Raw genomic sequence first — 23,051 nt, forward strand, 5'->3', positions numbered from 1 at the left:
CGAAGCACGAGGATCGCGTGCCCGGCTTCCTTCGGGACAAACGCAACCGGCCTCCGGCCGCCGGGTTTTGCCCGTACGCAGCCAGGTACCCGACCGGTGCGGCCGGATCCGGCGCGCAACCCGCTTCTGGAGGTCCGTACATGAGCACCGATGTCGCCGATGTGATCCTTGCGCGGCTGCGCGAGTGGGGTGTGGAGTGTGTCTTCGGCTACCCGGGCGACGGCATCAACGGTCTGCTCGCGGCCTGGGGGCGCGCGGACGACCAGCCGCGCTTCATCCAGTCCAGGCACGAGGAGATGTCGGCGTTCCAGGCGGTCGGCTATGCCAAGTTCGGCAACCGGCTCGGCGTGTGCGCGGCGACGTCGGGGCCCGGCGCGATCCATCTCCTCAACGGCCTGTACGACGCCAAGCTCGACCACGTCCCGGTCCTCGCGATCGTGGGCCAGACCCACCGCTCCGCGATGGGCGGCTCGTACCAGCAGGAAGTCGATCTGCACTCGCTCTTCAAGGACGTCGCCTCGGAGTTCCTGGAGACGGTGACCGTCCCCGAGCAGCTGCCGAACGTCATCGACCGGGCGATCCGCACCGCGTACGCGCGCCGCTGCCCGACCGCGATCATCGTCCCGGCCGACGTACAGGAGCTGACGTACTCCGCGCCGACCCACGACTTCAAGATGGTGCCCTCCAGCATCGACCGCACCAGCTGGACCGCGATGCCGTCGCCGGACGCGCTGGAGCGGGCGGCCGATGTGCTCAACTCCGGTGACAAGGTGGCGATTCTGGCCGGGCAGGGTGCGGCGGGTGCGCGCACCGAGGTCCAGGAGGTGGCCGAGCTGCTGGGCGCGGGGGTGGCGAAGGCGCTGCTCGGCAAGGACGCGATCGGTGATGAACTCCCCTATGTCACCGGGTCGATCGGGCTCCTGGGCACCCGGCCCTCGTACGAGATGATGCGCGACTGCGACACGCTGCTCACCATCGGATCCAGCTTCCCCTACTCGCAGTTCCTGCCGGAGTTCGGCAAGGCCAGGGCGGTGCAGATAGACATCGACCCGCACATGATCGGGATGCGCTATCCGTACGAGGTGAATCTGGTCGGCGATGCCCGCGCCACGCTGCGCGGACTGCTCCCGCTGCTGCGCCGCAACGAGGCCCGCGACTGGCAGGAGGAGCTGGCGGCCTCCGTGGTCCGCTGGGAGCAGGTCATGGAGCGCCGGGCCGGTCTGTCGGCGGATCCCGTCAACCCGGAGTACGTCGCGCGCACGCTCTCCCCGCTGCTCCCCGACCGTGCGATCGTCACCTCCGACTCGGGTTCGGTCGCCAACTGGTATGCCCGGCACATCCGTCTGCGCCCGGGGATGAACGGCTCGCTGTCGGGGACGCTCGCCACGATGGGGTGCGGTGTGCCGTACGCGATCGGTGCGAAGTTCGCGCACCCGGACCGTCCGGCGATCGCGCTCGTGGGGGACGGTGCGATGCAGATGAACGGGATGGCGGAGCTGATCACCGCCGCCAAGTACTACCACCGGTGGGAGGATCCGCGCCTCGTGATCGGCGTCTGGAACAACCGCGACCTCAACCAGGTCACCTGGGAGATGCGCGCGATGGGCGGTGCGCCGTCCTTCCTGGCCTCGCAGTCGCTGCCCGATGTGTCGTACGCGGCGATCGCCGAGTCGGTGGGCCTGGAGGGCATCCGCGTGGAGAAGCCGGAGGCGGTGGAGGCGGCGTGGCAGGCGGCGCTCGGTGCGGATCGCCCGGTGGTCGTGGAGTTCGTCACCGACCCTGCGGTGCCGCCGATTCCCCCGCACGCCACCTGGGAGCAGATGGAGGCGACGGCGCAGGCCGTACTGAAGGGCGATGCGGACCGGGTGGCGATGGTCAGGCAGGGCGTGAAGGCGAAGCTCCAGGAGTTCCTGCCGGGCGACCGCGGTCAGCGATGACGCATCACCGGCCCGTCCTGCATGACGCCGTCCGATTCGGGTACTCCGGGCAAGGTCACCCCAGCCCAGAGACGAGGCGGAAGCGATGGCTACGTTGGTCCGGGAAGTCATGACGGCAGGCGTCGCAGCCGTACGGCCCGACGCCTCGCTCGTCGAAGCGGCGCAGCTGATGCGCGCGCAGGACATCGGCAATGTGCTGGTCGCCCAGGGCGACCGGCTGATCGGGATACTCACCGACCGGGACATCACGCTGCGGGCGGTCGCCGAGGGGGTGGATCCGCTGACGGTCAGCGCCGAGGCGGTCTGCACTCCCCTGCCCGTGTACGTGAGCCCCGACGACGAGGTGGCTGCGGCGATATCGCTGATGCGCAAGCATGCGGTGCGGCGGCTGCCCGTGGTGCAGGACGGCCGGCCGCTGGGATTGGTGAGCCTGGGCGACCTCGCCCGCGACCTCGAACCGGGTTCCGTGCTCGGCGAGATCAGCGGCGCCCCGTCCGAACCGGGGTGACGCCGTCGTGGCGTACCTCTCACGCGGCCCCGCCACCGGCATGGATACGCGGTCGCGGGAGAGGCTGGTCACCATGTCTCCCAATGTCACTCCGGCGGCCTGGCTCAGCACGCAGGACCGCTCGCTCTTCCACTTCGCGGCGAGCCGGCACTGGCCGGGCGCCGAGCGTGTGCTGCCCCGGCTCAGCAGGGGCGCCAACCATGGGCTGCTCTGGGCCGGGGCGGCGGCGGGCATCGCCACTGTCGGCGGCTCCACCCGGGCCCGCCGGGCCGCGGTGCGCGGCATCGCCTCGCTGGCGGTGGCCTCCGCGGTGGTGAACACCGTCGCCAAGCGTTCGGTGCGCAGGTCCCGGCCGATACTGGACGCCGTACCGGTGATACGACAGCTCAAGCGCCAGCCCATCACCACGTCCTTCCCCTCCGGGCACGCCGCGTCGGCGGCCGCCTTCGCCACTGGTGTCGCCCTGGAGTCGAAGGGCTGGGGCGCCGTGGTCGCGCCGGTCGCGTTCTCGGTGGCCGCGTCCCGTGTCTACACCGGGGTGCACTATCCGAGCGATGTGCTGATCGGTGCCGCGCTGGGCGTGGGCGCCGCTTTCGCCGTACGGGGACTCGTCCCCACGCGTGACCAGATCCCCGCGCCGGGCCGACCGCACACCGACGCCCCGAAGCTGCCCGCGGGCAAGGACCTGGTGGTCGTGGTCAACAAGGCGTCGGGTTCGGCGACGGCCAAGGCCGCCCTCGTACGGGACGCGCTGCCGGCCGCCGAGATCCTGGAGTGTGCGCCGGAGGAGGTGACCGCCGCGCTCGAGAAGGCCGCGCGGCGCGGCCGGGCGCTGGGGATCTGCGGCGGCGACGGAACGGTCAACCGGGCCGCGGTGGTCGCCGCCCGGGAGGGTGTTCCCCTCGCGGTCTTTCCTGGCGGCACGCTCAACCACTTCGCGTACGACATCGGGATCGAGGAGGTCCACGACACCTGCCGGGCGCTGGCGTCCGGGGACGCCGTCAAGGTGGATCTGGGGCGCTTCTCCCCCGGCCCCGAGGACACCGCGCACGGCTACTTCCTCAACACCTTCAGCATCGGCGTCTACCCCGAGATGGTGCGGGTGCGCGAGCACTGGTCGCCGCGGATCGGGGGCTGGCCGGCCGGCGTGCTCGCGGCGGTGAAGACACTCACCGACCAGCGGCCGCTGGAGGCCGAACTGCGCGGCAAGCGCGTCGCGTTGTGGATGCTCTTCGCGGGCAACTGCATGTACCAGCGGATGGGGCCGACGCCCGGGCGCCGGTTCGACCTGGCCGACGGGCTGCTCGACGTACGGGTGGTGCGCGGCGGCCGCCTGCCCGGACTGCGGCTGCTGGCCGCCGCGCTCGCGGGTCCGCTCTCCCGCTCGCCCGTCCATGCGGCCGAGCGGCTGCGCCGGGTACGGATCGCGGGCCTCGCGCCGGGCACCTCTCTCGCCTACGACGGTGAAGTGACCGCCGCGCCCTCGGAGTTGACCATCGACAAGGAGATCGAGGCACTCACGGTGTACCGGCCGCTTCCGCTGTAGCGGCGGTCGGCGCGTCCGTCACATCGAGGAACACCTGGTCGGCTTCCGGCCAGGTGTTCTGGATGGAGCTCCTGATCCGCATCGAGACCTCCTCCACGTGCTCGCTGTCCATTCCCGGCACCAGGTCGATCCGCGCGGCGACCAGGGTCGAGTCCATCCCGAGCCGCATGGTGAGCAGCGTCTCCACCACGTCGATCTCCGGCTGGGCCTTCAGCAACTCCTCGATGCGACCGCGCAGTTCGGGGTCCGCGGCCTCGCCGATGAGCTGCGTCCTGGCGTCCTTGCCGAGCCGGTAGGCGACGTACACCAGGAGCACACCGATGGCGAGGGAGGCCGAGGCCTCCCAGACGACCTGCTTGGTCACCATGTGCAGGGCCATGCCGCCCATGGCGAGCAGGACCCCCAGCACCGCTGTGCCGTCCTCGGCGATGACGGTGCGCAGGGCGGGGTCCTTGCCGATGCCGCCCTCCTGGCCGCGCACCTGGAAGATCGCGCGGGCGAGCGAGGTGCCCTCGGCGAGCAGGGCGACGAACAGGACGATCAGGCCGGCGATGTAGGCACCGGTCGATTCCTCGTGGTTGCCTCCGCGCAGCGCCTCGATCCCCTGGAGGACCGAGAAGCAGCCGCCCATGACGAAGATGCCCACGGCGGCGAGCAGCGACCAGAAATAGCGCTCCTTGCCGTAGCCGAAGGGGTGTTTGCGGTCCGCGGGCTTGCGGCTGCGGCGCAGGGCGGCGAGGAGGAAGACCTCGTTGAGGCTGTCGGCGACCGAGTGCGCCGCCTCGGAGAGCAGCGCGGGTGATCCGGCGAATGCCCCGCCGACCGCCTTGGCGACGGCGATGACGAGATTCGCGATGAGTGCGACCAGCACGGTGATCCGTGTTTTCCGGTCGGAGGAGTTCTCGGTCACATCAACTCTCCGTGTATGAGGGGGAATTGCGGGCACTCGATGATTCCAAGGAGGTACAACTATGGTTCCCGTCATACTCGTTCTGCTTCTCGCACTGCTGCTTTTCGGTGTCGGATTCGCCGTGAAGATTCTCTGGTGGGTGGCGATCGCCGTACTGGTCGTCTGGCTGCTGGGGTTCGTGATGCGGAGCACTTCGCATACAGGTACACGGTCCCGCTGGTACAGGTGGTAATGAAAGCAAGCGAAAAGGGCGGCGGCCTCCGGGTCGCCGCCCTTTTCGTGCTGCCGTGTTCATTGCTGTGTGGGGAGCAGGGGCCCGAGAGGCCCCAGATCGATATTGAGGTCCTCCGGTTCCAGGCCGAATTTGTCGCGCAGAATTCCCATGCGGTCGTCGAGCAGCATCAGCGTCATGCCGATCCGCTCCTCCTGCTCCTCGGTGAGCTCGCCGGTCTCCATGCGGCGCAGGGCCTGGCGCTCCATCAGCTGACGCAGCAGCTCCACGACGGTCAGCACGAGCCGTGACAGGTCGCGCTCCACGGTGTCGGGGTCGAGCTCCACACGCTTGCTCACAGCGGCTCCTCGAAGGGTGAGGGGACCTCGGCGTTGACCGAGCTGATCAGGGCGTTGAGGTCGATCCGTACGAGGTCCACATCCGCGATCCGCAGGGTGAGATCCCCCGCGATCACCACGCCGCCCGCCAGCAGGCGGTCCAGCAGGTCGACCAGCGCCAGCTCGCGCTGCGCGAGCGGGGAGGTCACCGGTCCTCCGGAGTGCCGGCGAAGGAGTACGGGGCCCAGGGGCCGGTCAGTTCGACGCGTACGCCGGGCGTCTGCGACCTGAGGCGGTCGAGTTCCTCGACGAACGCCTCGCTGCTCTCGCGCGCCACCAGATAGGCGGCGTTGAGGACGTTGTGGCCGCTCGCGCCGGGCAGATCGGCCTGCTGGGGGCGGTGCAGCGTGTCGGCCTCCGCACGCAGGCTGAGCTCGGCGTGCAGCCGGCGCGACACCTCGTCGGCGCGCTCCCAGCCGGTCTCGCGGGTGTTCCGCTCCTGGAGGCGGCGGCGCAGATAGTCGCGGCCGCTGCCGGCGCCGGTCTTGAGTACGGGCGCCGGCTCCCCCTCGGGCTCCGGTTGCGCGTCGGCGCCCGGGAGGCTGTCGGCGTACACCTTCACACCCCACTCGACCCGCCCGTCGAGGCGCTCCAGCGTCTGGACGAAACGGTCGTGGCCGTCCTCCAGCAGCCGCCGTACCCCGCTGTCGTCGCGGCAGACCGTGGCCAGACGCAGCGGCAGCGGACAGGTGACGGTGGTCAGCGCGGAGACGACCGCCTGATGGGTGCGGGCGGTCGTGGTGAGCCAGTCGAGGTCCTCCAGATGGGCCCGGAGGGGAATCTCGTTGAAGTCGTCGGCCGGCACCGGGCTGACCACGGCGACCAGGTCGCCGTGGTGCAGGAACCGGGGCGGCTCGCCGTCGAGCCCTCGGACACCGTCGGGGAGGACGGAGTCGAAGGAGCGGGTCACGGCGTACACATAGCGCAAATGGTTTTCGTTCATGCGCGGTCCTCTGTTGTTTCCCGAGCCGCCTCCAGCTCGGCTATGCGGTGCTGCAACCGGTCGTTTTCGTCGGCCAGTTGACGGCGCCGGGCGCCGGAGGAGAGCGACGGGTCGTCCTCCCACCAGTCGATGCCCATTTCCTTCGCCTTGTCGATGGAAGCGACGATCAATCGGAGTTTGATCGTGAGCAGCTCGATATCGAGGAGATTGATTTTGATGTCTCCCGCGATCACGATGCCCTTGTCCAGTACGCGCTCCAGAATGTCGGCGAGATTCGCGCTGCCTCCGGAGCCGTACGGGTCGGACATTCTGGCCGGGCTCGTCATCGACGGCCCCGACCGGTCGAGCCGGCGTATTCACGCTGCTTGCGCGTGTCCTCCTCGCCGGGCTCCTCTTCCTCTTCGTACTCGCCCTCTTCGTCGTCGTACGCCTCGGCCTCGGGCTCCTCGCCCTCCTCCTCGTCGGCGTACTCCTCCTCCGGCGCTTCCTCCTCGTCGTACTCCTCGCGAGGCTCGCCGTCTTCCTCCTCCTCGCCCTGCGCGTCCAGAGCCTCCTGCTCCTCCTGCTCCTTCTGCTCCTCCTCTTCGGCGACCGCGTCCTCGTGCGTGCGGACCACTTCGCCGTCCTGGATCTCGCCGCGCCAGCCCTCGTCGGCCTCTCCGCGCATCGCGATGTGCCGGGCGAAGTGCTTGAGGTCGAGCCGGGCCCGCCGGCCCTGGGCGCGCCAGATGTTGCCGGTCTTCTCGAAGAGCCCCTTGGGGTAGTACTCGATGACCAGCAGGATCCGGGTGATGCTGTCGCCCAGCGGGTGGAAGGTGACGACGCCCTTGGTGGTTCCCTTGGCGCCCTCGGAGGTCCAGGAGATACGCGCGTCCGGGATCTGCTCCTTGACGTGCGCCTTGTAACTCCGGCTGGACCAGAAGACCTTGAGCTGCCAGTCCGACGTGGTGTCGTCGGCGGTGGAGGCGCTCTTGACCCCCTTGGCGAAGGTGGAGAAGTCCTGGTAGCGGGTCCACTGGTCGTAGGCGTCGCGTACCGGCACACCGACGTCGATGGACTCCATGATGACGACGGGCTTCTTGCCACCGCCGCCCTTGCGGTTCTTCTTGCCGCCGATGTTCTTGAAGACGTTCTTGACGTTGTCCTTCAAGTGCGACGCTCCGATCTCCAGGGCCCCGCGCACCGGGCCCTTGCCCTCGGCGAACTTGCGTCCGCCTTCGAGAGCGAGCTTGGCGAAGCCGGGGCTGTTGCCCTCGGCGATGTCGTTGAGCTTGAGCGTGGACTCGCCGAGCTTGCGGCCCGCCGAGGTCAGCAGGTTCACGGCCTGGGCCGCGAGATATCCCTGCAGTTCGCTCTTCAGTTTCTGGGCGGCGTCCTGGTCCACGCCCAGCATCGACTTGGCGTCAGCCATGGTCCCGGCCTCCCCTCGACGCGGTCTTCTTGGCCGCTGTCTTGCGTGCCGGGGCCCTGCTCGCGGTGGTCTTCTTCGCGGTGGAGCGGGCGGTCTTCTTGGCCGTACCGGAGGATGCGGACGCCGTCTTCTTGGCCCTGCGCGGGGCGGGGCGCTCCTTGCGCTCCTCCCGGTCCTCTTGTTCCTCCCGGCCTTCGTCCCGCTCCTGGTCCTGCTCCTGTTCCTGGTCTTCCGCCTGCGGCTCGGCGTCCTTCTTCTTGCTCTTGCCGGGGACGTCGGGCAGTTGGTCGGAGACACCGGAGATCCGGTCCTGCACACCCAGCGTGCGGTCGTGCAGCCGGTCCGCGAGACCGTTGACCTGGCGGGTGACGAGCGCGCCGGTGGCGGCCTTGCCGACACCGCGCAGGTCGCCGCGCAGCTGGTCGCCTATCACCTTCAACTGCGGGTTGTTCTGGAGCTGTTGTGTCGCGAACTCGGCGAGCGCACGCGGGCTGAGCTGCAGCTTCTTGCCCATCACCAGGGTGCCGATGCCGAAGGCGAGCTTCGCCTTCTTCGTCCGGCCGAGCAGATAGCCCCCGCCGACGGCGAGTCCGAGTACCAGTCGATTGTTCATGCTTGGGTATTCCTGTTCTCCAGTCGCGCGAGAAGCTCGTCCTCGCGCCGGTCGAATTCGGCCTCGTCGATCTCGCCCGCCAGGAGTTCCTGCTCCAGGGCGGCGAGTTCGCGCTGTATGGCCGAGGGGTCGTAGTACTGCCGCTCCGCCTCGTCGACCACCTGCCGCAGCACCCAGGCGGTGCCGCGGACGGGTGCGACGGGCAGGAGCAGCAGCTCTCCCAGCAGGCCCATGTCAGCTCATTCCACGAAGCTGTACGGAGGCAGCGGACCGTGGATCTGGATGATCAGCTGCGGCTGCTCCTTCTGGAGCGCGCCGACGGCTGCGACGAATTCATCCGCCTTGTCCTGCTTCACCAGGAACGACACGTTCGCCAGCCAACCTGTGCTCTCCGGACCGATGTTGACGGTCTCCGAAGTGCCTTCCAGTGCCTGCTGCACCAGGGTGGCGTCCTTGGCCTCGCGCAGCTGGACGGCGGCGACGACGCGCTCGCCGAGCCGCAGCTTCTGCTCGTACGTTCCTCCGCCGGCGGCCCTGTTGGCCTCGCTGAGGGTGCGCAGCTCCGGGTCCTCGGCGAGCACCTGGTGCAGTACGGCCTCTTCGTCGTGGGACGCCTTGAGGTTGTACTCGACCTTGCCGTCGAGGGCGTCGAGCCGCTCCAGGTAGTGCTGCTCGCGCTCGGCGAGCACGGACTTGACCTGGTCGTCGTCGGTCGAGACGCCGCCGAAGCGCATCGGCAGGACAGGGCCCGCGGCGCCGGCTTCGGCCAGGACGTTCTGGTGGGCCAGCAGATCGCGGCGCTTGGGCCGCAGATTGTCGGGTGCGTCGCTGACCAGGGCGATCAGCTTGCCCTGCTTCAGGGCGCGCACCGGCTGTGCCGGGTCGCCGACCCCGCCCATCGCCTCGGGGAGGTTGGGGTGGTCGGCGCGGGCGATTCCGTAGACGTAGGTGCTCATTCCTGCTCCTCCTTCCGGCGGGAGGTCGTACGACGGGCACGCGGGCGCTCCTCGCGCTCGCCGCCCCCGTCACGGGCCTGCTGGAACGCGTCCGAGACGGTCTGCGCGGCTCCCGACAGGGCGCCCTTGGTCTTGCCGCGCGCACCGGACTCGGTCATGTCGCCGACGATCTCGGGCAGCCCCGGGCTCTTGTTGGCGCCGGTCTCCAGGTCGAGTCGGTTGCACGCTTCCGCGAACCGCAGATAGGTGTCGACACTGGCGACCACGATGCGGATGTCGATCTTCAGAATCTCGATACCGACGAGCGAGACACGCACGAACGCATCAATCACCAGACCTCGGTCGAGAACTAGCTCCAGGACGTCGTAGAGGCCGCTGGTGCCGCCTCCGCCTCCTCCTTGCTGTGCCGGGACAACGGTCATGGACCGGCCCTCCTTACCTTCTTGACGATGGTGGGTGCGGTCAGGCGTTTCGGTCCGCCCGGCCGCGTTCGTAGCGGCGGATGCGCCGGTAGCCGACGAGTTCGTCGTCCGGGCCGAGCTCGACCTCGTACGAGGCGAGCAGGCTCATCGTGTCGGGAACCCTGGCCAGTTCCAGGACCTCGATCTTGAGCAGCCAGCCGTCCTCGGAGCGCTCGAAGGACGAGACCGATTCGGCCTGCATCCCGGTGAGTTCCTCGAGTTGCTTGCGCGCTTCGCGCAGCACCTCCACGGCGCTCGCCCGGCGCTGCCGGGCGGGCCGGTGCCGGCTCTGGGTCCTCTTCTTCGGCGCTTCGTCCGCTGTGTTGTTCGTGTCGGCTGAGTTCGTCATGGCGTTTTCGCCACCCCCTCGCCCTTGCGGGTAGCCCTACTCTCCGCGCCCAAACACGGTGGGCGCGGCCGTCAGGCCACCACCGCGCGTTCGACCAGCAGCCGGACCGTGGCCGCGACGCTGTCGGCGTCGATGCCCGCCGCGGACTGCTGCTCCTCGGGTGTGGCCGATCCCGGCATGTTCCGTACGGCCATACGCACCAGGCGCGGCGCGGGGCGGCCGTCCGCGAAGGCCTCGGCCACCGCGTCGCCGATGCCTCCCTCGGGGTGGTGGTCCTCCACGGTCACCAGAGCGCCCGTCTCGTCCGCCGCCGTGCGCAAGGTCGCCTCGTCCACCGGCTTGACCGAGTAGAGGTCGATCACCCGTACCTCGATGCCTTCCGTGGCGAGGATCGCGGCCGCGCGCAGGCAGGCGTGGAGCGTGTGGCCCGCCCCGATCAGGGTCGCGGCGTCCTCGCTCCCGGAGCGCAGCACCTTGCTGCCGCCGATGGGGAAGGTCTCGTCGGGGCCGTAGATCACCGGGGTTTCGCCCCGGTCGGTACGGAGGTAGCGGATGCCCCGCGCCCCGGCCATCTCGGCGACCAGCTTGGCCGCCTGCGGGGCGTCGCAGGGGTACAGGACGGTGGAGCCGTGCACCGAGCGGAACATCGCCAGGTCCTCCAGGCCCATCTGGGACGGCCCGTCCTGGCCGATGGCGACGCCCGCGTGCGAGCCCACCAGGTTCAGCTCGGCGCCGCTGATCGCCGCCATCCGGACGAAGTCGTGCGCCCGGGTGAGGAAGGCGGCGAAGGTGCAGGCGTAGGGAGTGTAGCCGCGTGCCTGCATGCCCACGGCCGCGGCGACCAACTGCTGTTCGGCGATGTAGCACTCGAAGTAGCGGTCGGGGTGTTCCTTGGCGAAGAACTCCGTGCGCGTCGAGTCGCCGACCTCGCCGTCGAGGGCGACGACATCGCTGTAGGCCGTGCCGAGGGCGGTGAGCGCCTGTCCGTAGGCATCACGGGTGGCGACCTTCTCCCCCAACTCGTAGCGGGGAAGCGTCAGATGGCCGCTGCGGTCCGTGCGGGGCAGGTGTGCCGCGTCCGGCTTCGCGACGTCGACCTGGACGAAGCGCGGGCCGCCGAGCTCCTCGATCGCGGCCTCCGCGTCCGGCAGCGGTTTGCCGTGCATGCCTTCGCGGTCCTCCACGGCGGCGACACCGCGCCCCTTGCGGGTGCCCGCGATGATCGCGGTGGGCTGCCCCTCGGTGGAGCGGGCCTCCGCGTATGCCAGGTCGATCGCATCGACGTCGTGTCCGTCGATCTCGATGGTGTGCCAGCCGAAACCGCGCAGCCTGCGGCCGTACGCCGCCAGATCGCGCTGGTGACGGGTGGGGCCGCGCTGGCCGAGACGGTTGACGTCGACGACGAGCGTGAGGTTGTCGAGGTTCTCGTACGCCGCATGCTCGGCCGCCTCCCAGACGGAGCCTTCGGCCATCTCGCTGTCTCCGCTCAACACCCATACGCGGTAAGGGAGTTGATCGAGCCTCTTGCCCGCGAGCGCCATGCCGACCCCGACGGGAAGTCCCTGGCCGAGCGAGCCTGTCGCCACGTCCACCCACGGGATGCGCGGTGTGGGGTGGCCTTCGAGCCGGCTGCCGTGGCGGCGGAAGGTGAGCAGTTCCTCGTCGTCGACGGCTCCGGCCGCCCGGTACATCGCGTACAGGAGCGGCGACGCATGGCCCTTGGAAAGGACGAAGCGGTCGTTGCCGGGGTGCTCGGGCTGGTCGAAGTCGTAGTGGAGGTGGCGGGTGAGGAGCACGGCGGCGAGGTCGGCCGCCGACATGGAGGAGGTGGGGTGGCCGGAGCCTGCCGCGTCCGCCGCCCGTACGGCGTCCACGCGCAACTGCTGTCCCAGTTCGGTGAGTTCGAGGTTCTCGGCGGGGTCGGTGGTGCTCATCTCAGTCCTTTCCGGGGGCTCCGGGTACGCGCGCGAGTTCCGGTGCCGAGCTGTCCAGCGGCACCGAACCGGAGCGCACGAGGCCCAACTGGACCGCTTGGCGCGGCAGTACCGCCTCCAGCATCCAGTCGGCCGCGACGCGCACCCGGTTTCCCGGCATGGCGGCGAGGTGGTAGCCGTAGGTCACCGCGGAGGCGAGCGGCCCGGAGAGCGGCACGCCGAGCGGGTTGGCGGCGGCCTGCACCCCGCCGAGGTCGACCACGAAGCCCAGGTCGTTGTGTTTGTAGGTGTGCCGTTCGCCGAATCCGAGCGATGCGGCGACATTGCGGCCGGCCACCTTTCCCTGGCGGCCGGCGTGCTGTGCGGTCATCGGCGTGAACTCGCCGGGCCGGGTGAGGTCGGGGACGGCCGCCGCGTCCCCGCAGGCGAAGACTTCGGAGCGGCCGGGGACGTTCAGCTGCGGGTCGACGAGCAGCCGCCCGCGCTCGACGGGCAGCCCGACGTCCGAGACGAGCGGATCGGGGCGTACGCCCACGCACCAGACCAGGGTCCGGGTGTCGATGAACTCGCCGTCGTCCAGCAGGACTCCGTCGGCGGTCGCCTCCTTGACGGAGGTTCCGGTACGGACGTCCACGCCGCGCCGCCGCAGCACCCGGTCGGCGGTCGTGGAGAGCCGCCGGTCGAGCTCGGGCAGCAGCCGGTCCGCGATGTCCAGGAGGAGCCAGCGCGGCTTCTCGCGCCCCTTCCACCCCGGCTGCTTGCGGACCAGCGCATCGGTGAACAGCTTGCCCTGCGCGGCGACTTCGGTGCCTGTGTAGCCGGCGCCGACGACCACGAAGGTGCAGCGCGCGCCGCACTCGTCCGGGTCCGCGGCCCCGGCGGCGAGCTCGATCTGGCGGGTGATGTGGTCGCGGAGGTAGAGCGCCTCGGGAATCCCGCGGAAGCCGTGGGCGTGTTCGGCGATCCCCGGCACGGGCAGAAGTTTGTTGACGCTGCCGACGGCCAGGACGAGCCGGTCGTACTCCAGCGTGCCGGTGTTCCCTTCGGGGCCCGTGTAGCGCACCTGCCGGGCGTCGAGGTCGACGCCGTCCGCCTCGCCGAGAACCAGGCGCACGTGGGGCAGCGTCCCCGGCAGGGAGACGGTGACCCTGCGCGGCTCCAGGATTCCGGCGGCGACCTGCGGCAGCAGGGGCAGGTAGAGGAAGTAGTCGGTCGAGTTGAGCAGCACGATCTCGGCTTTGTCGCGGACGAGCCGGGAGAGAGTGCGGGCGGTTTCGAAGCCGGCGAATCCGGCTCCTACGACGACGACGCGCGGTCGGTTCACGTTCGACTCCGGGTGACGGTTTGGGGTCGTACGGACGGACTTGCCGCGTGCCCGGGGCAGCGGCCGTCAAACACCGTGCCGGGCGGGTTTCCGCGCGCCGGACGCGGACACCCGCCTACCAGAGACACCTCCCCCACGTCTGGCGAGCAGGCCATGAAGCATCAACTCCCCCTGGAACAAATGATGGTGTCGGCGTACACCGTTCCCACCGACGCCCCGGAAGCGGACGGCACGTCCGCCTGGGACACCACGAAGGTGGTGATCGTCGAGGCACGGTCGGGCACGACGTACGGCACCGGCTGGAGCTACGCGCCGCTGTCCGCCGGCGCCCTCGCCCAGGAGCAACTGGGCCCCGCCTTGATGGGATCGGACGTCTTCGACATCGCCGCGCTGCACGAGGTGATGTGCCGCACGGTCCACGCCGCCGGCCGGTCGGGGGTCGCCTCCTGTGCGATCTCCGCCGTGGACCTGGCTCTGTGGGACCTCAAGGCCCGGCTCCTGGACCTGCCGCTCATACGGCTCCTGGGCGCGGCCCGCGCGTCCGTGCCGGTCTACGGCAGCGGCGGGTTCACCACGTACCACGACACCCATCTCGCCTCCCAGCTCAACGGCTGGGTGCACGGCCAGTCCATCCCCCGCGTCAAGATCAAGATCGGCGAGTCCTGCGGGCGGTCCGTCCGGCGCGACCTGGAGCGGACCAGGCTGGCGCGTGAAGTGATCGGCAGGCAGGCCGAGTTGTACGTCGACTCGGCGGGCGCCTACCAGCGCAAGCAGGCGGTACGGGTGGGCCTGGCCCTCGCCGAGCAGGGCGTCGACTGGTTCGAGGAGCCGGTCGACCCCGAGGACCTCGCGGGGCTGCGCCTGGTGCGCGACGCGGTGTCCTGCGATGTGACGGCGGGCGGACACGCCTGCACTCCGCCGCAGTTCGCCCGGCTCGCGGGCGGTGGAGCCGTCGACTGCCTGCAGATCGACGCGACGCGATGCGGAGGGCTCACGGAGTTCCTGCGCGCGGCGGCCGTCGCCAAGGCGCACGGTCTGCAGGTGTCCACCCGTGGCGCCCCGCACGCGCATGTGCACGCGGCTGCGGCCGTCCCCAATCTCCGGCATCTGGAGTGGTTCCACGACCATGCCAGGGTCGAGGCGATGCTCTTCGACGGGGTGCTGGACCCGACGGGTGGCACGGTGGCGCCGGGCGGCTCGCCGGGTCATGGCCTGTCCCTGCGCCATGAGGCCGCCGAGCCGTACCGGATCGCCTAGCCGGAGTACGCCGGCCACAGCTACAGCGCGAAGGTCTCCCCCGGCTTCAGCAGGTGCAGCCTGTCGCTCAGGCCCGCCTCCGCGAAGGCGTCGACCAGCGTGTCCGGGCCCTGGCTGAAGTGCCCCCACTGCTCGAAGTGCAGCGGTACGACATGGCGCGCGCCCAGGATCCGCGCGGCCTCTGCGGCCGCCGCGCTGGGCAGGGTGAGATAGGCGTCCCCCAGCAGCGGGGTCTGTGCCCCGCCGGCGAAGAGGACGGCCACGTCGACAGGCCCGAAGCGGGTCGCGATGTCACGGACCACGTCGAGCGAGGCGTTGTCCCCGCTCACGTAGACCGTGGGCAGCCCGTCGCCGTGCAGGACGAAACCGGTGACCTCGCCGGTGAGGTGGTCGGTGCCGTCGGGGCCGTGCTGGGCGCGGACGCCGGTGACGCGCACGTCGCCTATCTCGTACGTCTCGCCGTTGGGCAGCGCGGTGACCACGTCGCCGAGGCGCTCGCGTGCGGCGGCCGTGGTCAGCACCAGGGGAACACGGGAGAGGTGGGCGCGGCCCGCGCGGTCGAGGTTGTCGGGGTGCTGGTCGTGCGACAGCAGCACCGCGTCGACCGCTCCGGTCTCCTCGGCGGTGAGCGCGGGGCCCGCCGTCTTGACGAGCTTGCGGTCACCGAGCGGGTAGTCGCCGGGGGCATCGAAGGTGGGGTCGGTGAGCAGGCGTGTGCCACCGATCTCCAGGAGGGCGGTCGGGCCGCCGACGTACTGCACGCTCAGTTGGCTCATACCCGACGCAACGCGGCCGCGGGCCCCGCTGTTCCCGCGCAGGTCAGGTCCTGCGCGGTGCCTGGGTGGGGATGGGCGGGGCCTCGGACGGCATGGGCGGCGCGTCGGCGACGGCCGGACGGGACTCCTGTTTCGCCGCCTGCTTGAGCATCACGGCCGCCCCGAGCAGCAGGGCGCCCACGATCAGCGCGGCCGCCCAGGCGGGCAGCACGATGGCCAGGGCGAGGACGAGGAAGGCGATGAGGGCGGCCCCTCCATAGAGCCCCGCCGCACCCGCGCCGGCGTACAGCCGTGCCGTGTGACGTTGTTTCCTGGTCTGTTCGCGCAGCTCGTCCTTGAGCGTCTCGCGGACGACCTGGGCGACGTTCTCCGACAGGTTCGTATCCATGGAGCACGCGTACCCGCCGCGTCCGGCGGCTAACGCGACGAAGCCCGCTCGGTCCACATCGCGAGATGGGGATCTCATTATTTGGCGCAAGGTCATAAAGTGAGTGCACCACAAAGGGAGTTCACCGAAAGGGAGTCCGGCCATGTCGAAGGAGACAGCCGTATACACGCACGGCCACCACGCATCCGTACTGCGCTCGCACACCTGGCGCACCGCGGAGAACTCGGCGGCGTACCTGCTCGGTGAGCTGAAGCCCCATATGAAGATCCTGGACATCGGCTGCGGCCCCGGCACCATCACCGCCGATCTGGCCGCACTGGTCCCCCAGGGCCATGTCACCGGAGTGGACATCGCCGCCGGGATCGTCGAGCAGGCACGGGCGCTGGCCGCCGAACGCGGCCTGGACAACACGGACTTCGCCGTCGCGGACACCAACGCGCTGGACTATCCCGACGACACCTTCTGTGTGGTCCACGCCCACCAGGTGCTGCAGCACGTCGGTGACCCGGTGCAGGCGCTGCGCGAGATGCGCCGGGTGACCAAGCCGGGCGGCATCATCGCGGTACGCGACTCCGACTACGGCGCCTTCACCTGGTTCCCGCAGTCTCCGGGCCTGGACGAGTGGGCCGCCCTCTACCAGAAGGTGGCCCGCTCGAACGGCGGCGAGCCGAACGCCGGACGCCGGCTGCGGTCCTGGGCGCGGGCGGCCGGCCTGGAGGACATCACGTCCACCGCTTCGACCTGGGTCTTCGCCACTCCCGATGAGCGCGCCTGGTGGGGCGGGCTGTGGGCGGACCGTACGACCGCATCCGTCTACGCACAGCTGGCGGTCGACGGCGGGCACGCGACGGCGGACGGGCTGGAGGCGATCTCCGGGGCCTGGCACACCTGGGCGGCGGACGACGACGCCTGGTACATGGTCCCGCACGGCGAGATCCTCTGCCGCGTCTGAGGTGGCGGTGCGGGGCCGGACCGGACCATTCGATCACGCGGTCCGTCCCCGCCAACTACCCTGGCGGGCATGGAGATTCTCGGCACCACGTTGCGTATCTGCGTCGACGACCTCGAGACTTCGGTGTTCTTCTACGAACGCCTCACCGGCGCCCGGGCGCTGCGCTTCGAACGCGGCGGCGTCTCGGTCGCCGCGATCGGCTGCTTCCTCCTGATGAGCGGCCCCGAGTCGGAGCTGGAGATCCTCCGCAAGGTGACGGCGACCATCGCGGTGAAGGACGTCGACGACGCTCGCGCCACCCTCACCGACGTCGGCGCGCACATCCTCGTCGGTCCGGTCGCGACTCCGGTCGGCCGCAATCTGATAGCGGTGCACCCCGACGGATCCGTCTTCGAGTACGTCGACAGGAAGGCGCCCACCTCATGAGCGACCTCATCGCACTCCACCGCCGCGTCATGGAGACCACGACGGAGGTCGTCGCCACGGTCCGCCCCGACCAGCTGGCGCTCCCCACCCCCTGCGGGGAGTGGAACCTCTCCCGGCTGCTGGCCCATATGACCGGCCAGAACCACGGATTCGCCGCCGTGGCCCGCGGCGAGCGCTCCGACGCCTCGGTCTTCGCCGACCGCCCGGTGGACGAGGACCCGCCCGCCGGATTCGCCGCATCGGCCGCCGACGTGCTCGCCGCCTTCGGCGAACCCGGCGTCCTGGAAAGGGACTTCTGGCTTCCCGAGGTCCGTGACGGGATCACGCTTCCCGGCCGGATCGCGGTCGGCTTCCACTTCATCGACTACGTGGTCCACGGCTGGGACGTCGCGGTGTCGGTCGGCGCCCCGATCACGTTCGACGAAGAGGTCCTCGCGGCGGGCATCCCGATCGCCGAGGCGGTCCCTGACGACGCCTCCCGCAAGGCGCCGGGCGCGTCGTTCGCGCCCGGGCTGGACAACGCGCCGGGCGCGAAGGCCTTCGACCGGATCCTGACCCTGCTCGGGCGCGATCCCCGCTGGGGCTGAGCCGCGACGGCGCCCGGGCTCAGGACCCCGGGCGCATCCGGAAGTCGTACGCCTGCGGCAGCGGTTCGCCGGAGACCGTGGACCACATGTCGCCCAGGATCTCGGCCCCTTCGCGGAGGTCGGCGACCTCGAAGCCCGCCTCGAAGATCGCGCGTACCGCCTCGATGTCGCCTTCGGCGAGCAGGAGTTGGGCCTCGATGAAGCGGAACCGGCCTCGTTCCGTGACGGCCGGCCTCAGGCGTTCGAAGACCGTACGGGCCTCGGCGGTGCGGCCCGCGGTCAGCAGCGCCTCGATCGCCTCCCGGCCGAGAGCCGCAGCGACCGCCCGCCAGACGGGCGCCTCGCGGCGCTCCTCGCAGAAGTCGTCGAACGCTTCGGTGTAGCGGTCCGCGGCCCGTCCCGGATTCCCCTCGCACTGGTCGGCGACGGCCAGGCAGCGGAGCAACGGCCAGCGGGATGGGGCCAGTTGGAGGCCGCGCTCCCAGCTGCGCACCGCCTGAGCGCTGTCGCCCGCATGCCACTGGGCGACACCGAGGTGGTACTCGGTGAGCGGCTCGGCGGGGGCGGTCTCCAGCATGTCGCGCCAGTGCGGGGCCACCAGGGTGGGACCTGGCGGGATGACGCGCCGGGGCACGGGGAAGGTCCCCGAGCGGTACAACTCCAGCCAGGGGGCCTGCTCTTCGTCGAGCGTGGACTCCTCGAAGGGGGTGCCGGGGAGCTTGTGTCCCGCGCGCAGGACCTCCAGCGCACCCCAGCCGGATCCGGTGGCCAGGGTCTCGGTGGGCTCGTGGTCGGCGTACGGAAGCCAGGCCTCGTACGCCGCGTCGACCTGGGCGCGGGGCAGTGCCGCCTCCAGGCTCGCCTCGGCCTCGCCGCGGGCGGCGGTCCAGTCGGCGCCGTGCACTGTCGCGGGGTCGGTGGAAAGGGGCCCGTACGCCTCCAGCCAGCTGAACTCCGCGCCCGCCTCCAGCTTGAGGTGCTCCAGCTGGGTGCGGGCGAGGCCGGCCTGGATCTCCGCGTACCCCGGTGTGCCCGGTTCGGTCAGCCACTCCTGCCAGCGGCGGCCGCCGGACCCCGAGCCCCACAGGAAGAGCTTGCGGCCGCGCAGTTGGTCGGTGGAGGTCTGGACGAGGCCCTGGCCGGTCGCGTCGAGGGAGGTGATCCAGCGGCGGGCGCCGTCGGGGAGCTCGTAGAAGTAGTCGGCGGCGTGCTCGCTGCGCAGCGGGTAGCTGCGGTCGATGCCGTCCAGTTCCGGTACGGGGACCCGGCGCAGGCTGCGTTCGTAGCCGAAGTGCCAGGCCTCGTCGGCGGGGGCGACGATGCGCGTCGTCTCGTCCTCGGGGACGGCGATGTTGGACCACCAGTAGGTGGGGACGGCGTGCTCGTGCGGGTTGCGTATGCGGACGCCGACGTACAGGAAGTCGGAGTCGGCGGGGAGCCACAGGTCGATCTGGTACGGAAGGTCGCGCAGCCGCTCCCACTCCCAGAGGCGGACCATCTCGCCGCCGTCGGGGGCGGGGACCAGGGCGGCGTGGAGCGGGGCGCAGGTGAGGGTGGTGTGGCCGGTGGCGCCGATGTTCCACTCGATGCCACCGGAGAACCAGGCGCCGTTGAGGGCGAAGTCGGCGGGCTGCAGCACCGGGTTGCGGTAGAGCAGTTCACGGCCGGTCGGCTTGTGGAAGAGGGACTGGATGCGGCCGCCGAGACCGGGCAGGACGGTGACCCGCAGACGGTCGTTCTCGATCACGATCGCATCGATGCCGGTCGGCGTGCGCTCGCGTCCGTATCCGTCGAGGACGCGGACGGGCAGCAGGGTGCGCAGCGGCTCGTAGCCGATCTGCCGCGCCATGTCCCGGGGGAGATCGCTGCGGCCCTCGGTGTCGACACCGTGCGCCTCGTCGAGCGGCCGGAGCGCCGGCAGCGGGTTCTCCGGCCCCAACGCGGCGGCGGGCAGGGTCAGTACGGCATGTCGCACAGTCGTGGCCAAGGCAGCCTCCTCGATCCATTGCCTTGGTGACCATGGAACACTGGCCGCTCCCTGCTGACCAGGGGTTCCCCTGGTCAGGATTGCGCAAAAGCGTCCACCACGAGGTCGGCGAGCAGGGCGCCCGCAACCCCTTCGGGGTCAAGGTCCGGGTCGTAAACGGTCAGATTCAGGCCCACGCAGCGCTCGGAGCGCAGCAGCCTCGCCAGCAACACCCGCAGTTCGTCGGGGAGCAGCCCCTCCGGGTCGGGGCTGTCGACGGCGGGCATGATGCTCGGGTCGAGGACATCGGCGTCGAGATGGACCCAGAAGCCCTCGGTCACCGGCGCTTCGAGGCTCAGCACGGCACCGTCGGTGAGCTCGGACAGACCCCACCGGCGCAGTTCGCCGACGGTCATGACCGGGATCTTCAACTCGGCCAGTTCCGCGCGCTCCTCGTCGTAGTCACGGATGCCGAAGACCCGGACGTCCTCGTCGCGTACGTACGGACGGAGCCCCTCCAGGTCGGTGAGATCGCGCTGCCCGCGCCCGGTGGCGATGGCCAGCTCCTCCCCCGCCGCCGCTCCGACCCCGTCCGAGTTCCCCGGGTGGCGGAAGTCCGAAGAACCGTCGATCACCGCGATGCCGTACCGGCCGATCCGGCGCAGCGCGAGCGAGGCGCCGAGCTGGATGGAGCAGTCGCCGCCCAGGACGAGGGGGAAGTCCCCGGCCCGCACATGGTGTTCGATGCGGTCGGCGAGGCGGGGCGTGTACGCGGCGATCGCGGCCGCGTTGAAGACGCCGTCGCCCTCCTGCCAGTTCCCGCGGTCGTAGCGGGGCGGCACGACGACCCCGCCCTCGTACGCACCGAGCCGCTGCACCAGGCGCTGCTCGCGCAGCGCTCCGGCCAGCTTGTAGCAGCCGGGGACGGTTCCGGGCGCCGGGGGCCGCAGCCCCAGGTTGGACGGGGCGTCGATGACCACGATGCGTCGCATGGGGCCCATCGTCTGCGCCGTACCCTGGTGCGTCAACGGCGGATGACCACGAGAGGGCAGCACAGCATGAGCACGAGCCACACCTACCGGGTGATCGTCCGCGGGGTCTGGGACGGCCTGACGGACGCGTCCCGCAGCACGCTGCTCGCCGAGGCCGGTGAACACGGCCTCGCCGGGATGCAGTTCACCGAGGAGGGCTCGCTCACCTACGACGCCGTGCTCAAGCACTTCTCGTACCGCTACGTCGTCGTCTCGGACGCGGCGGACGGCGAGGAGATGGCCGGCGCGATCGCCGAGGACCGCGCCGAGACCTCGCTCACGGCTCTCGGCCACGGCTTCCGCGATCTGCGCTCGACGGTCACCGACATGGACACGATGAAGATCAACCGCAAGGGCCGCTGAACCCTGACCCCAGCGCCTCAGGAACGGGCGAGCCTGCCGCATCCCCCGGTCTGCCCGGCTGCGATCCCCTTGCTGCGGTCGTACGGATCGACGGCCGGTCCGCTCGGGGCTGGGCCCGTCTGCCGGTCGGCGTCGAACTGCGGGTGCAGATAGCCGTCCCAGACCTCGCACGCCGAATTTCCGATGTCCTGCTGGTACTCGACGATCTGCAGCTTGCCGGGAGTGACCCGATAGCGGGCCGGGTCGAGGAGCGACACGTCCAGGACGCGGCGCACCACGGTCCTTTCGACCCGGTCGGCCCCTTCGGCCGCCTTCACCAGCGGGTAGACGAAGGTGTAGTCGGCATGGACGTAGACGCCGCCCTGCTTGCCGGTGGAGAAGGTCATCCGGCCGCGCGTCTTGACCACATCGCCGACGAGCCGCACCTCGCTCGGATCGAACCGGCTGAAGAGGGTCACCGGATCGTGCTTCTGGTCCGGTGCACGCAGCGCGGTCTCGATCCGGGTGTGCATCTCGGGCTGCAGCGGGTCGAGGAGGGAGATGGCCTTCGCGGGCCGCTCGCCGCGCAGGGTGCGGGGGTCGAGGTCGGCGGCGACGAGGAACTCCTTGGTCTTGCGCAGCGCGAAGTCGACCTGCTTCGTGGAGAGGCCGCCGACCGGCCGGCCCTTCGGCACGACGATCCCGGCGGCCCCGTCGGCGTACGACAGGGCGGGCGAGCCGGTGAACGGTGCGTCGAGGGTCGGCTGCCCGGGGAACTTCTCGGTCGGCGCCGAAGAGGGCTGTGCGGTCTCCTCGCCGAGCGACGGTGCGCTCGTGGCGCCCGCCCCCGCGGCGCCGTCGGAGCCGCCCGAGCCGTCGATGAGGTCGAGCGCCTTCGACGGGTTCAGTGCGAACAGCAGCACTCCCGCCGCCACCACGCATCCGGCCACCGCCAGCCAGGGACGGCGCTTCCTCGTACCGCCCAGCGGTGCGGCGCGCCAGGCTTCGGGCCTGACCCCGGCGGCCTCCTGCTGCCTCAGCCGCTCCGTCACCATGCGCGCACGCGCCGAAGGCTCCTTGGGCGCTGAGGTGCGTATCGCCCCCTCGGTGTCCCGCTCGAACCGCTCCCACACGTCGTCGGGCAGGGACGGTTCGTCTTCGGGCGCTGGCGGTCTTGCGGTCATCTCGGGCCCCCCACAGGCTGATCGGTCAACCCGGTTGATTTACCAGTGGGTACGGCCCGAACACAAATCCGGACGAGGTCAGCCGGTGACCATCTCAGCGGTGATCGCCCAGCGTTCGTGGTCCCGCCAGGCCCCGTCGATGTGCAGGAAATCCGGCGAGTAGCCCTCCAGCCGGAAGCCCGCCCTGCGCACCAGGGCGATCGACGCCTCGTTGGAGGGCTGGATGTTGACCTCGAGCCGGTGCAGTCGCAGCGTCCCGAAGACGTACCGCACCACCAGGCCGAGCCCCTCGCCCATCAGGCCGCGGCCCGAGGCATGCGCGAAGGCGCCGTATCCGAGCGCTCCGCTCAGAAAGGCGCCTTCGACGATGTTGTTGATGTTGATGAAGCCCGCTATACGGCCCGGGGCTCCGCCGTCGAGCTCGCAGAGAAGGAACCCTGCCTTGGTGGGGTCCTCGATCAGCCGCTTCGCGTAGCTCGTGTACGCCGCGTCCTCGGTGGGCGGGAAGAGCCACGGGTGGTGCAGGGTACGGCTCTCCCGGGCCAGCGCGGTGAACTCTTCCGCGTCTTGGAGCGAGAAGGTCCGTATGCCCACGCGTGGGCCCTCGGCGAGATACACGACGTTTTCAGACATGGCGCCAG

28 protein-coding genes are annotated in these 23,051 nt (G+C 70.5%); 9 read left to right on the forward strand and 19 right to left on the reverse strand.

Features of this window, described 5'->3' with window-relative positions:
- Positions 1–140 precede the first annotated feature (140 nt).
- From AB0H78_RS05920 to AB0H78_RS05930, 3 genes are all read left to right on the forward strand, one after another.
- Entirely contained in the window at positions 141–1,937 is a 1,797-nt protein-coding gene (locus AB0H78_RS05920) for a thiamine pyrophosphate-requiring protein (RefSeq protein ID WP_363233010.1), read from the forward strand.
- Positions 1,938–2,022: 85 nt separating this feature from the next.
- The gene (locus AB0H78_RS05925) at positions 2,023–2,445 is read left to right on the forward strand and encodes a CBS domain-containing protein (RefSeq protein ID WP_363233011.1); all 423 of its coding nucleotides are present in this window, start codon (positions 2,023–2,025) and stop codon (positions 2,443–2,445) included.
- Positions 2,446–2,518: 73 nt separating this feature from the next.
- On the forward strand, positions 2,519–3,991 hold the full coding sequence (locus AB0H78_RS05930; protein ID WP_363233012.1) for a phosphatase PAP2 family protein: 1,473 nt from the start codon (positions 2,519–2,521) through the stop codon (positions 3,989–3,991).
- Here the strand turns inward: AB0H78_RS05930 and AB0H78_RS05935 are convergent.
- On the reverse strand, positions 3,963–4,901 hold the full coding sequence (locus tag AB0H78_RS05935; protein WP_363233013.1) for a cation diffusion facilitator family transporter: 939 nt from the start codon (positions 4,899–4,901) through the stop codon (positions 3,963–3,965). The genes AB0H78_RS05930 and AB0H78_RS05935 overlap by 29 nt on opposite strands.
- 61 nt (positions 4,902–4,962) lie before the next feature.
- On the opposite strand from AB0H78_RS05935, the gene AB0H78_RS05940 reads away from it, so the two are divergent.
- Positions 4,963–5,133, forward strand: a complete 171-nt coding sequence (locus tag AB0H78_RS05940; RefSeq protein WP_363233014.1) for a hydrophobic protein — start codon at positions 4,963–4,965, stop codon at positions 5,131–5,133.
- A gap of 59 nt (positions 5,134–5,192) precedes the next feature.
- Here the strand turns inward: AB0H78_RS05940 and AB0H78_RS05945 are convergent, their stop codons facing one another.
- The 12 genes from AB0H78_RS05945 to AB0H78_RS06000 all read right to left on the reverse strand — a co-directional run bounded on the left by AB0H78_RS05945 (position 5,193) and on the right by AB0H78_RS06000 (position 13,501).
- Complete coding sequence (locus AB0H78_RS05945) at positions 5,193–5,471, reverse strand: gas vesicle protein K (protein ID WP_363233015.1); 279 nt, start codon at positions 5,469–5,471, stop codon at positions 5,193–5,195.
- Entirely contained in the window at positions 5,468–5,659 is a 192-nt protein-coding gene (locus AB0H78_RS05950) for a gas vesicle protein (protein WP_363233016.1), read from the reverse strand. Before AB0H78_RS05950 ends, AB0H78_RS05945 begins: the two co-directional genes overlap by 4 nt.
- Complete coding sequence (locus AB0H78_RS05955; RefSeq protein ID WP_363233017.1) at positions 5,656–6,453, reverse strand: GvpL/GvpF family gas vesicle protein; 798 nt, start codon at positions 6,451–6,453, stop codon at positions 5,656–5,658. Before AB0H78_RS05955 ends, AB0H78_RS05950 begins: the two co-directional genes overlap by 4 nt.
- Positions 6,450–6,779 (reverse strand): gas vesicle protein, encoded by a 330-nt coding sequence (locus AB0H78_RS05960; protein ID WP_363233018.1) that lies wholly within the window; start codon positions 6,777–6,779, stop codon positions 6,450–6,452. Before AB0H78_RS05960 ends, AB0H78_RS05955 begins: the two co-directional genes overlap by 4 nt.
- Positions 6,776–7,864, reverse strand: coding sequence for an SRPBCC family protein (locus AB0H78_RS05965; protein WP_363233019.1), 1,089 nt, complete (start codon positions 7,862–7,864; stop codon positions 6,776–6,778). Before AB0H78_RS05965 ends, AB0H78_RS05960 begins: the two co-directional genes overlap by 4 nt.
- Positions 7,857–8,477: a DNA primase gene (locus AB0H78_RS05970; RefSeq protein ID WP_363233020.1), complete on the reverse strand. Its 621-nt coding sequence runs from the start codon at positions 8,475–8,477 to the stop codon at positions 7,857–7,859. Before AB0H78_RS05970 ends, AB0H78_RS05965 begins: the two co-directional genes overlap by 8 nt.
- Positions 8,474–8,710, reverse strand: coding sequence for a gas vesicle protein GvpG (locus tag AB0H78_RS05975; protein WP_363233021.1), 237 nt, complete (start codon positions 8,708–8,710; stop codon positions 8,474–8,476). The genes AB0H78_RS05970 and AB0H78_RS05975 overlap by 4 nt, the downstream gene beginning before the upstream one ends.
- Before the next feature lie 6 nt (positions 8,711–8,716).
- Positions 8,717–9,433: a GvpL/GvpF family gas vesicle protein gene (locus AB0H78_RS05980; protein WP_363233022.1), complete on the reverse strand. Its 717-nt coding sequence runs from the start codon at positions 9,431–9,433 to the stop codon at positions 8,717–8,719.
- Positions 9,430–9,855 (reverse strand): gas vesicle structural protein GvpA, encoded by a 426-nt coding sequence (locus AB0H78_RS05985; RefSeq protein ID WP_363233023.1) that lies wholly within the window; start codon positions 9,853–9,855, stop codon positions 9,430–9,432. Before AB0H78_RS05985 ends, AB0H78_RS05980 begins: the two co-directional genes overlap by 4 nt.
- Positions 9,856–9,895: 40 nt before the next feature.
- Positions 9,896–10,243, reverse strand: coding sequence for a gas vesicle protein (locus AB0H78_RS05990; protein ID WP_363233024.1), 348 nt, complete (start codon positions 10,241–10,243; stop codon positions 9,896–9,898).
- Between the two features lie 71 nt (positions 10,244–10,314).
- The gene (locus tag AB0H78_RS05995) at positions 10,315–12,177 is read right to left on the reverse strand and encodes a transketolase (protein ID WP_363233025.1); all 1,863 of its coding nucleotides are present in this window, start codon (positions 12,175–12,177) and stop codon (positions 10,315–10,317) included.
- 1 nt (position 12,178) lies between these two features.
- The gene (locus tag AB0H78_RS06000) at positions 12,179–13,501 is read right to left on the reverse strand and encodes an NAD(P)/FAD-dependent oxidoreductase (protein ID WP_363233026.1); all 1,323 of its coding nucleotides are present in this window, start codon (positions 13,499–13,501) and stop codon (positions 12,179–12,181) included.
- Positions 13,502–13,654: 153 nt separating this feature from the next.
- Between AB0H78_RS06000 and AB0H78_RS06005 the strand changes: the two genes are divergently transcribed.
- On the forward strand, positions 13,655–14,758 hold the full coding sequence (locus tag AB0H78_RS06005) for an enolase C-terminal domain-like protein (protein ID WP_363233027.1): 1,104 nt from the start codon (positions 13,655–13,657) through the stop codon (positions 14,756–14,758).
- Positions 14,759–14,778: 20 nt separating this feature from the next.
- Here the strand turns inward: AB0H78_RS06005 and AB0H78_RS06010 are convergent, their stop codons facing one another.
- Positions 14,779–15,534 carry an MBL fold metallo-hydrolase gene (locus AB0H78_RS06010; protein ID WP_363233028.1) on the reverse strand — a complete coding sequence of 252 codons (756 nt, stop codon included), beginning with the start codon at positions 15,532–15,534 and terminating at the stop codon, positions 14,779–14,781.
- A gap of 43 nt (positions 15,535–15,577) precedes the next feature.
- A complete protein-coding gene (locus AB0H78_RS06015; RefSeq protein ID WP_363233029.1) occupies positions 15,578–15,922 on the reverse strand; it encodes a phage holin family protein in 345 nt (114 codons plus the stop codon).
- A gap of 142 nt (positions 15,923–16,064) precedes the next feature.
- Between AB0H78_RS06015 and AB0H78_RS06020 the strand changes: the two genes are divergently transcribed.
- From AB0H78_RS06020 to AB0H78_RS06030, 3 genes are all read left to right on the forward strand, one after another.
- The gene (locus tag AB0H78_RS06020; protein WP_363233030.1) at positions 16,065–16,874 is read left to right on the forward strand and encodes a class I SAM-dependent methyltransferase; all 810 of its coding nucleotides are present in this window, start codon (positions 16,065–16,067) and stop codon (positions 16,872–16,874) included.
- Positions 16,875–16,943: 69 nt separating this feature from the next.
- Complete coding sequence (locus AB0H78_RS06025) at positions 16,944–17,300, forward strand: VOC family protein (RefSeq protein WP_363233031.1); 357 nt, start codon at positions 16,944–16,946, stop codon at positions 17,298–17,300.
- On the forward strand, positions 17,297–17,887 hold the full coding sequence (locus tag AB0H78_RS06030) for a TIGR03086 family metal-binding protein (RefSeq protein WP_363233032.1): 591 nt from the start codon (positions 17,297–17,299) through the stop codon (positions 17,885–17,887). The genes AB0H78_RS06025 and AB0H78_RS06030 overlap by 4 nt, the downstream gene beginning before the upstream one ends.
- 19 nt (positions 17,888–17,906) lie before the next feature.
- Here the strand turns inward: AB0H78_RS06030 and AB0H78_RS06035 are convergent, their stop codons facing one another.
- Both AB0H78_RS06035 and AB0H78_RS06040 read right to left on the reverse strand, forming a co-directional pair.
- Complete coding sequence (locus AB0H78_RS06035; protein WP_363233033.1) at positions 17,907–19,874, reverse strand: DUF5107 domain-containing protein; 1,968 nt, start codon at positions 19,872–19,874, stop codon at positions 17,907–17,909.
- A gap of 74 nt (positions 19,875–19,948) precedes the next feature.
- Positions 19,949–20,845 (reverse strand): arginase family protein, encoded by an 897-nt coding sequence (locus AB0H78_RS06040; protein WP_363233034.1) that lies wholly within the window; start codon positions 20,843–20,845, stop codon positions 19,949–19,951.
- A gap of 66 nt (positions 20,846–20,911) precedes the next feature.
- On the opposite strand from AB0H78_RS06040, the gene AB0H78_RS06045 reads away from it, so the two are divergent.
- A complete protein-coding gene (locus tag AB0H78_RS06045; protein ID WP_363233035.1) occupies positions 20,912–21,247 on the forward strand; it encodes a DUF6204 family protein in 336 nt (111 codons plus the stop codon).
- A 17-nt stretch (positions 21,248–21,264) separates the two neighbouring features.
- Here AB0H78_RS06045 and AB0H78_RS06050 read toward each other — a convergent pair whose 3' ends face one another.
- Complete coding sequence (locus AB0H78_RS06050) at positions 21,265–22,410, reverse strand: hypothetical protein (RefSeq protein WP_363233036.1); 1,146 nt, start codon at positions 22,408–22,410, stop codon at positions 21,265–21,267.
- A gap of 78 nt (positions 22,411–22,488) precedes the next feature.
- Positions 22,489–23,043 carry a GNAT family protein gene (locus AB0H78_RS06055; RefSeq protein WP_363233037.1) on the reverse strand — a complete coding sequence of 185 codons (555 nt, stop codon included), beginning with the start codon at positions 23,041–23,043 and terminating at the stop codon, positions 22,489–22,491.
- Between the last annotated feature and the right edge of the window lie 8 nt (positions 23,044–23,051).

It is taken from the genome of Streptomyces sp. NPDC050738, assembly GCF_040654175.1.
GTDB lineage: Bacteria > Actinomycetota > Actinomycetes > Streptomycetales > Streptomycetaceae > Streptomyces.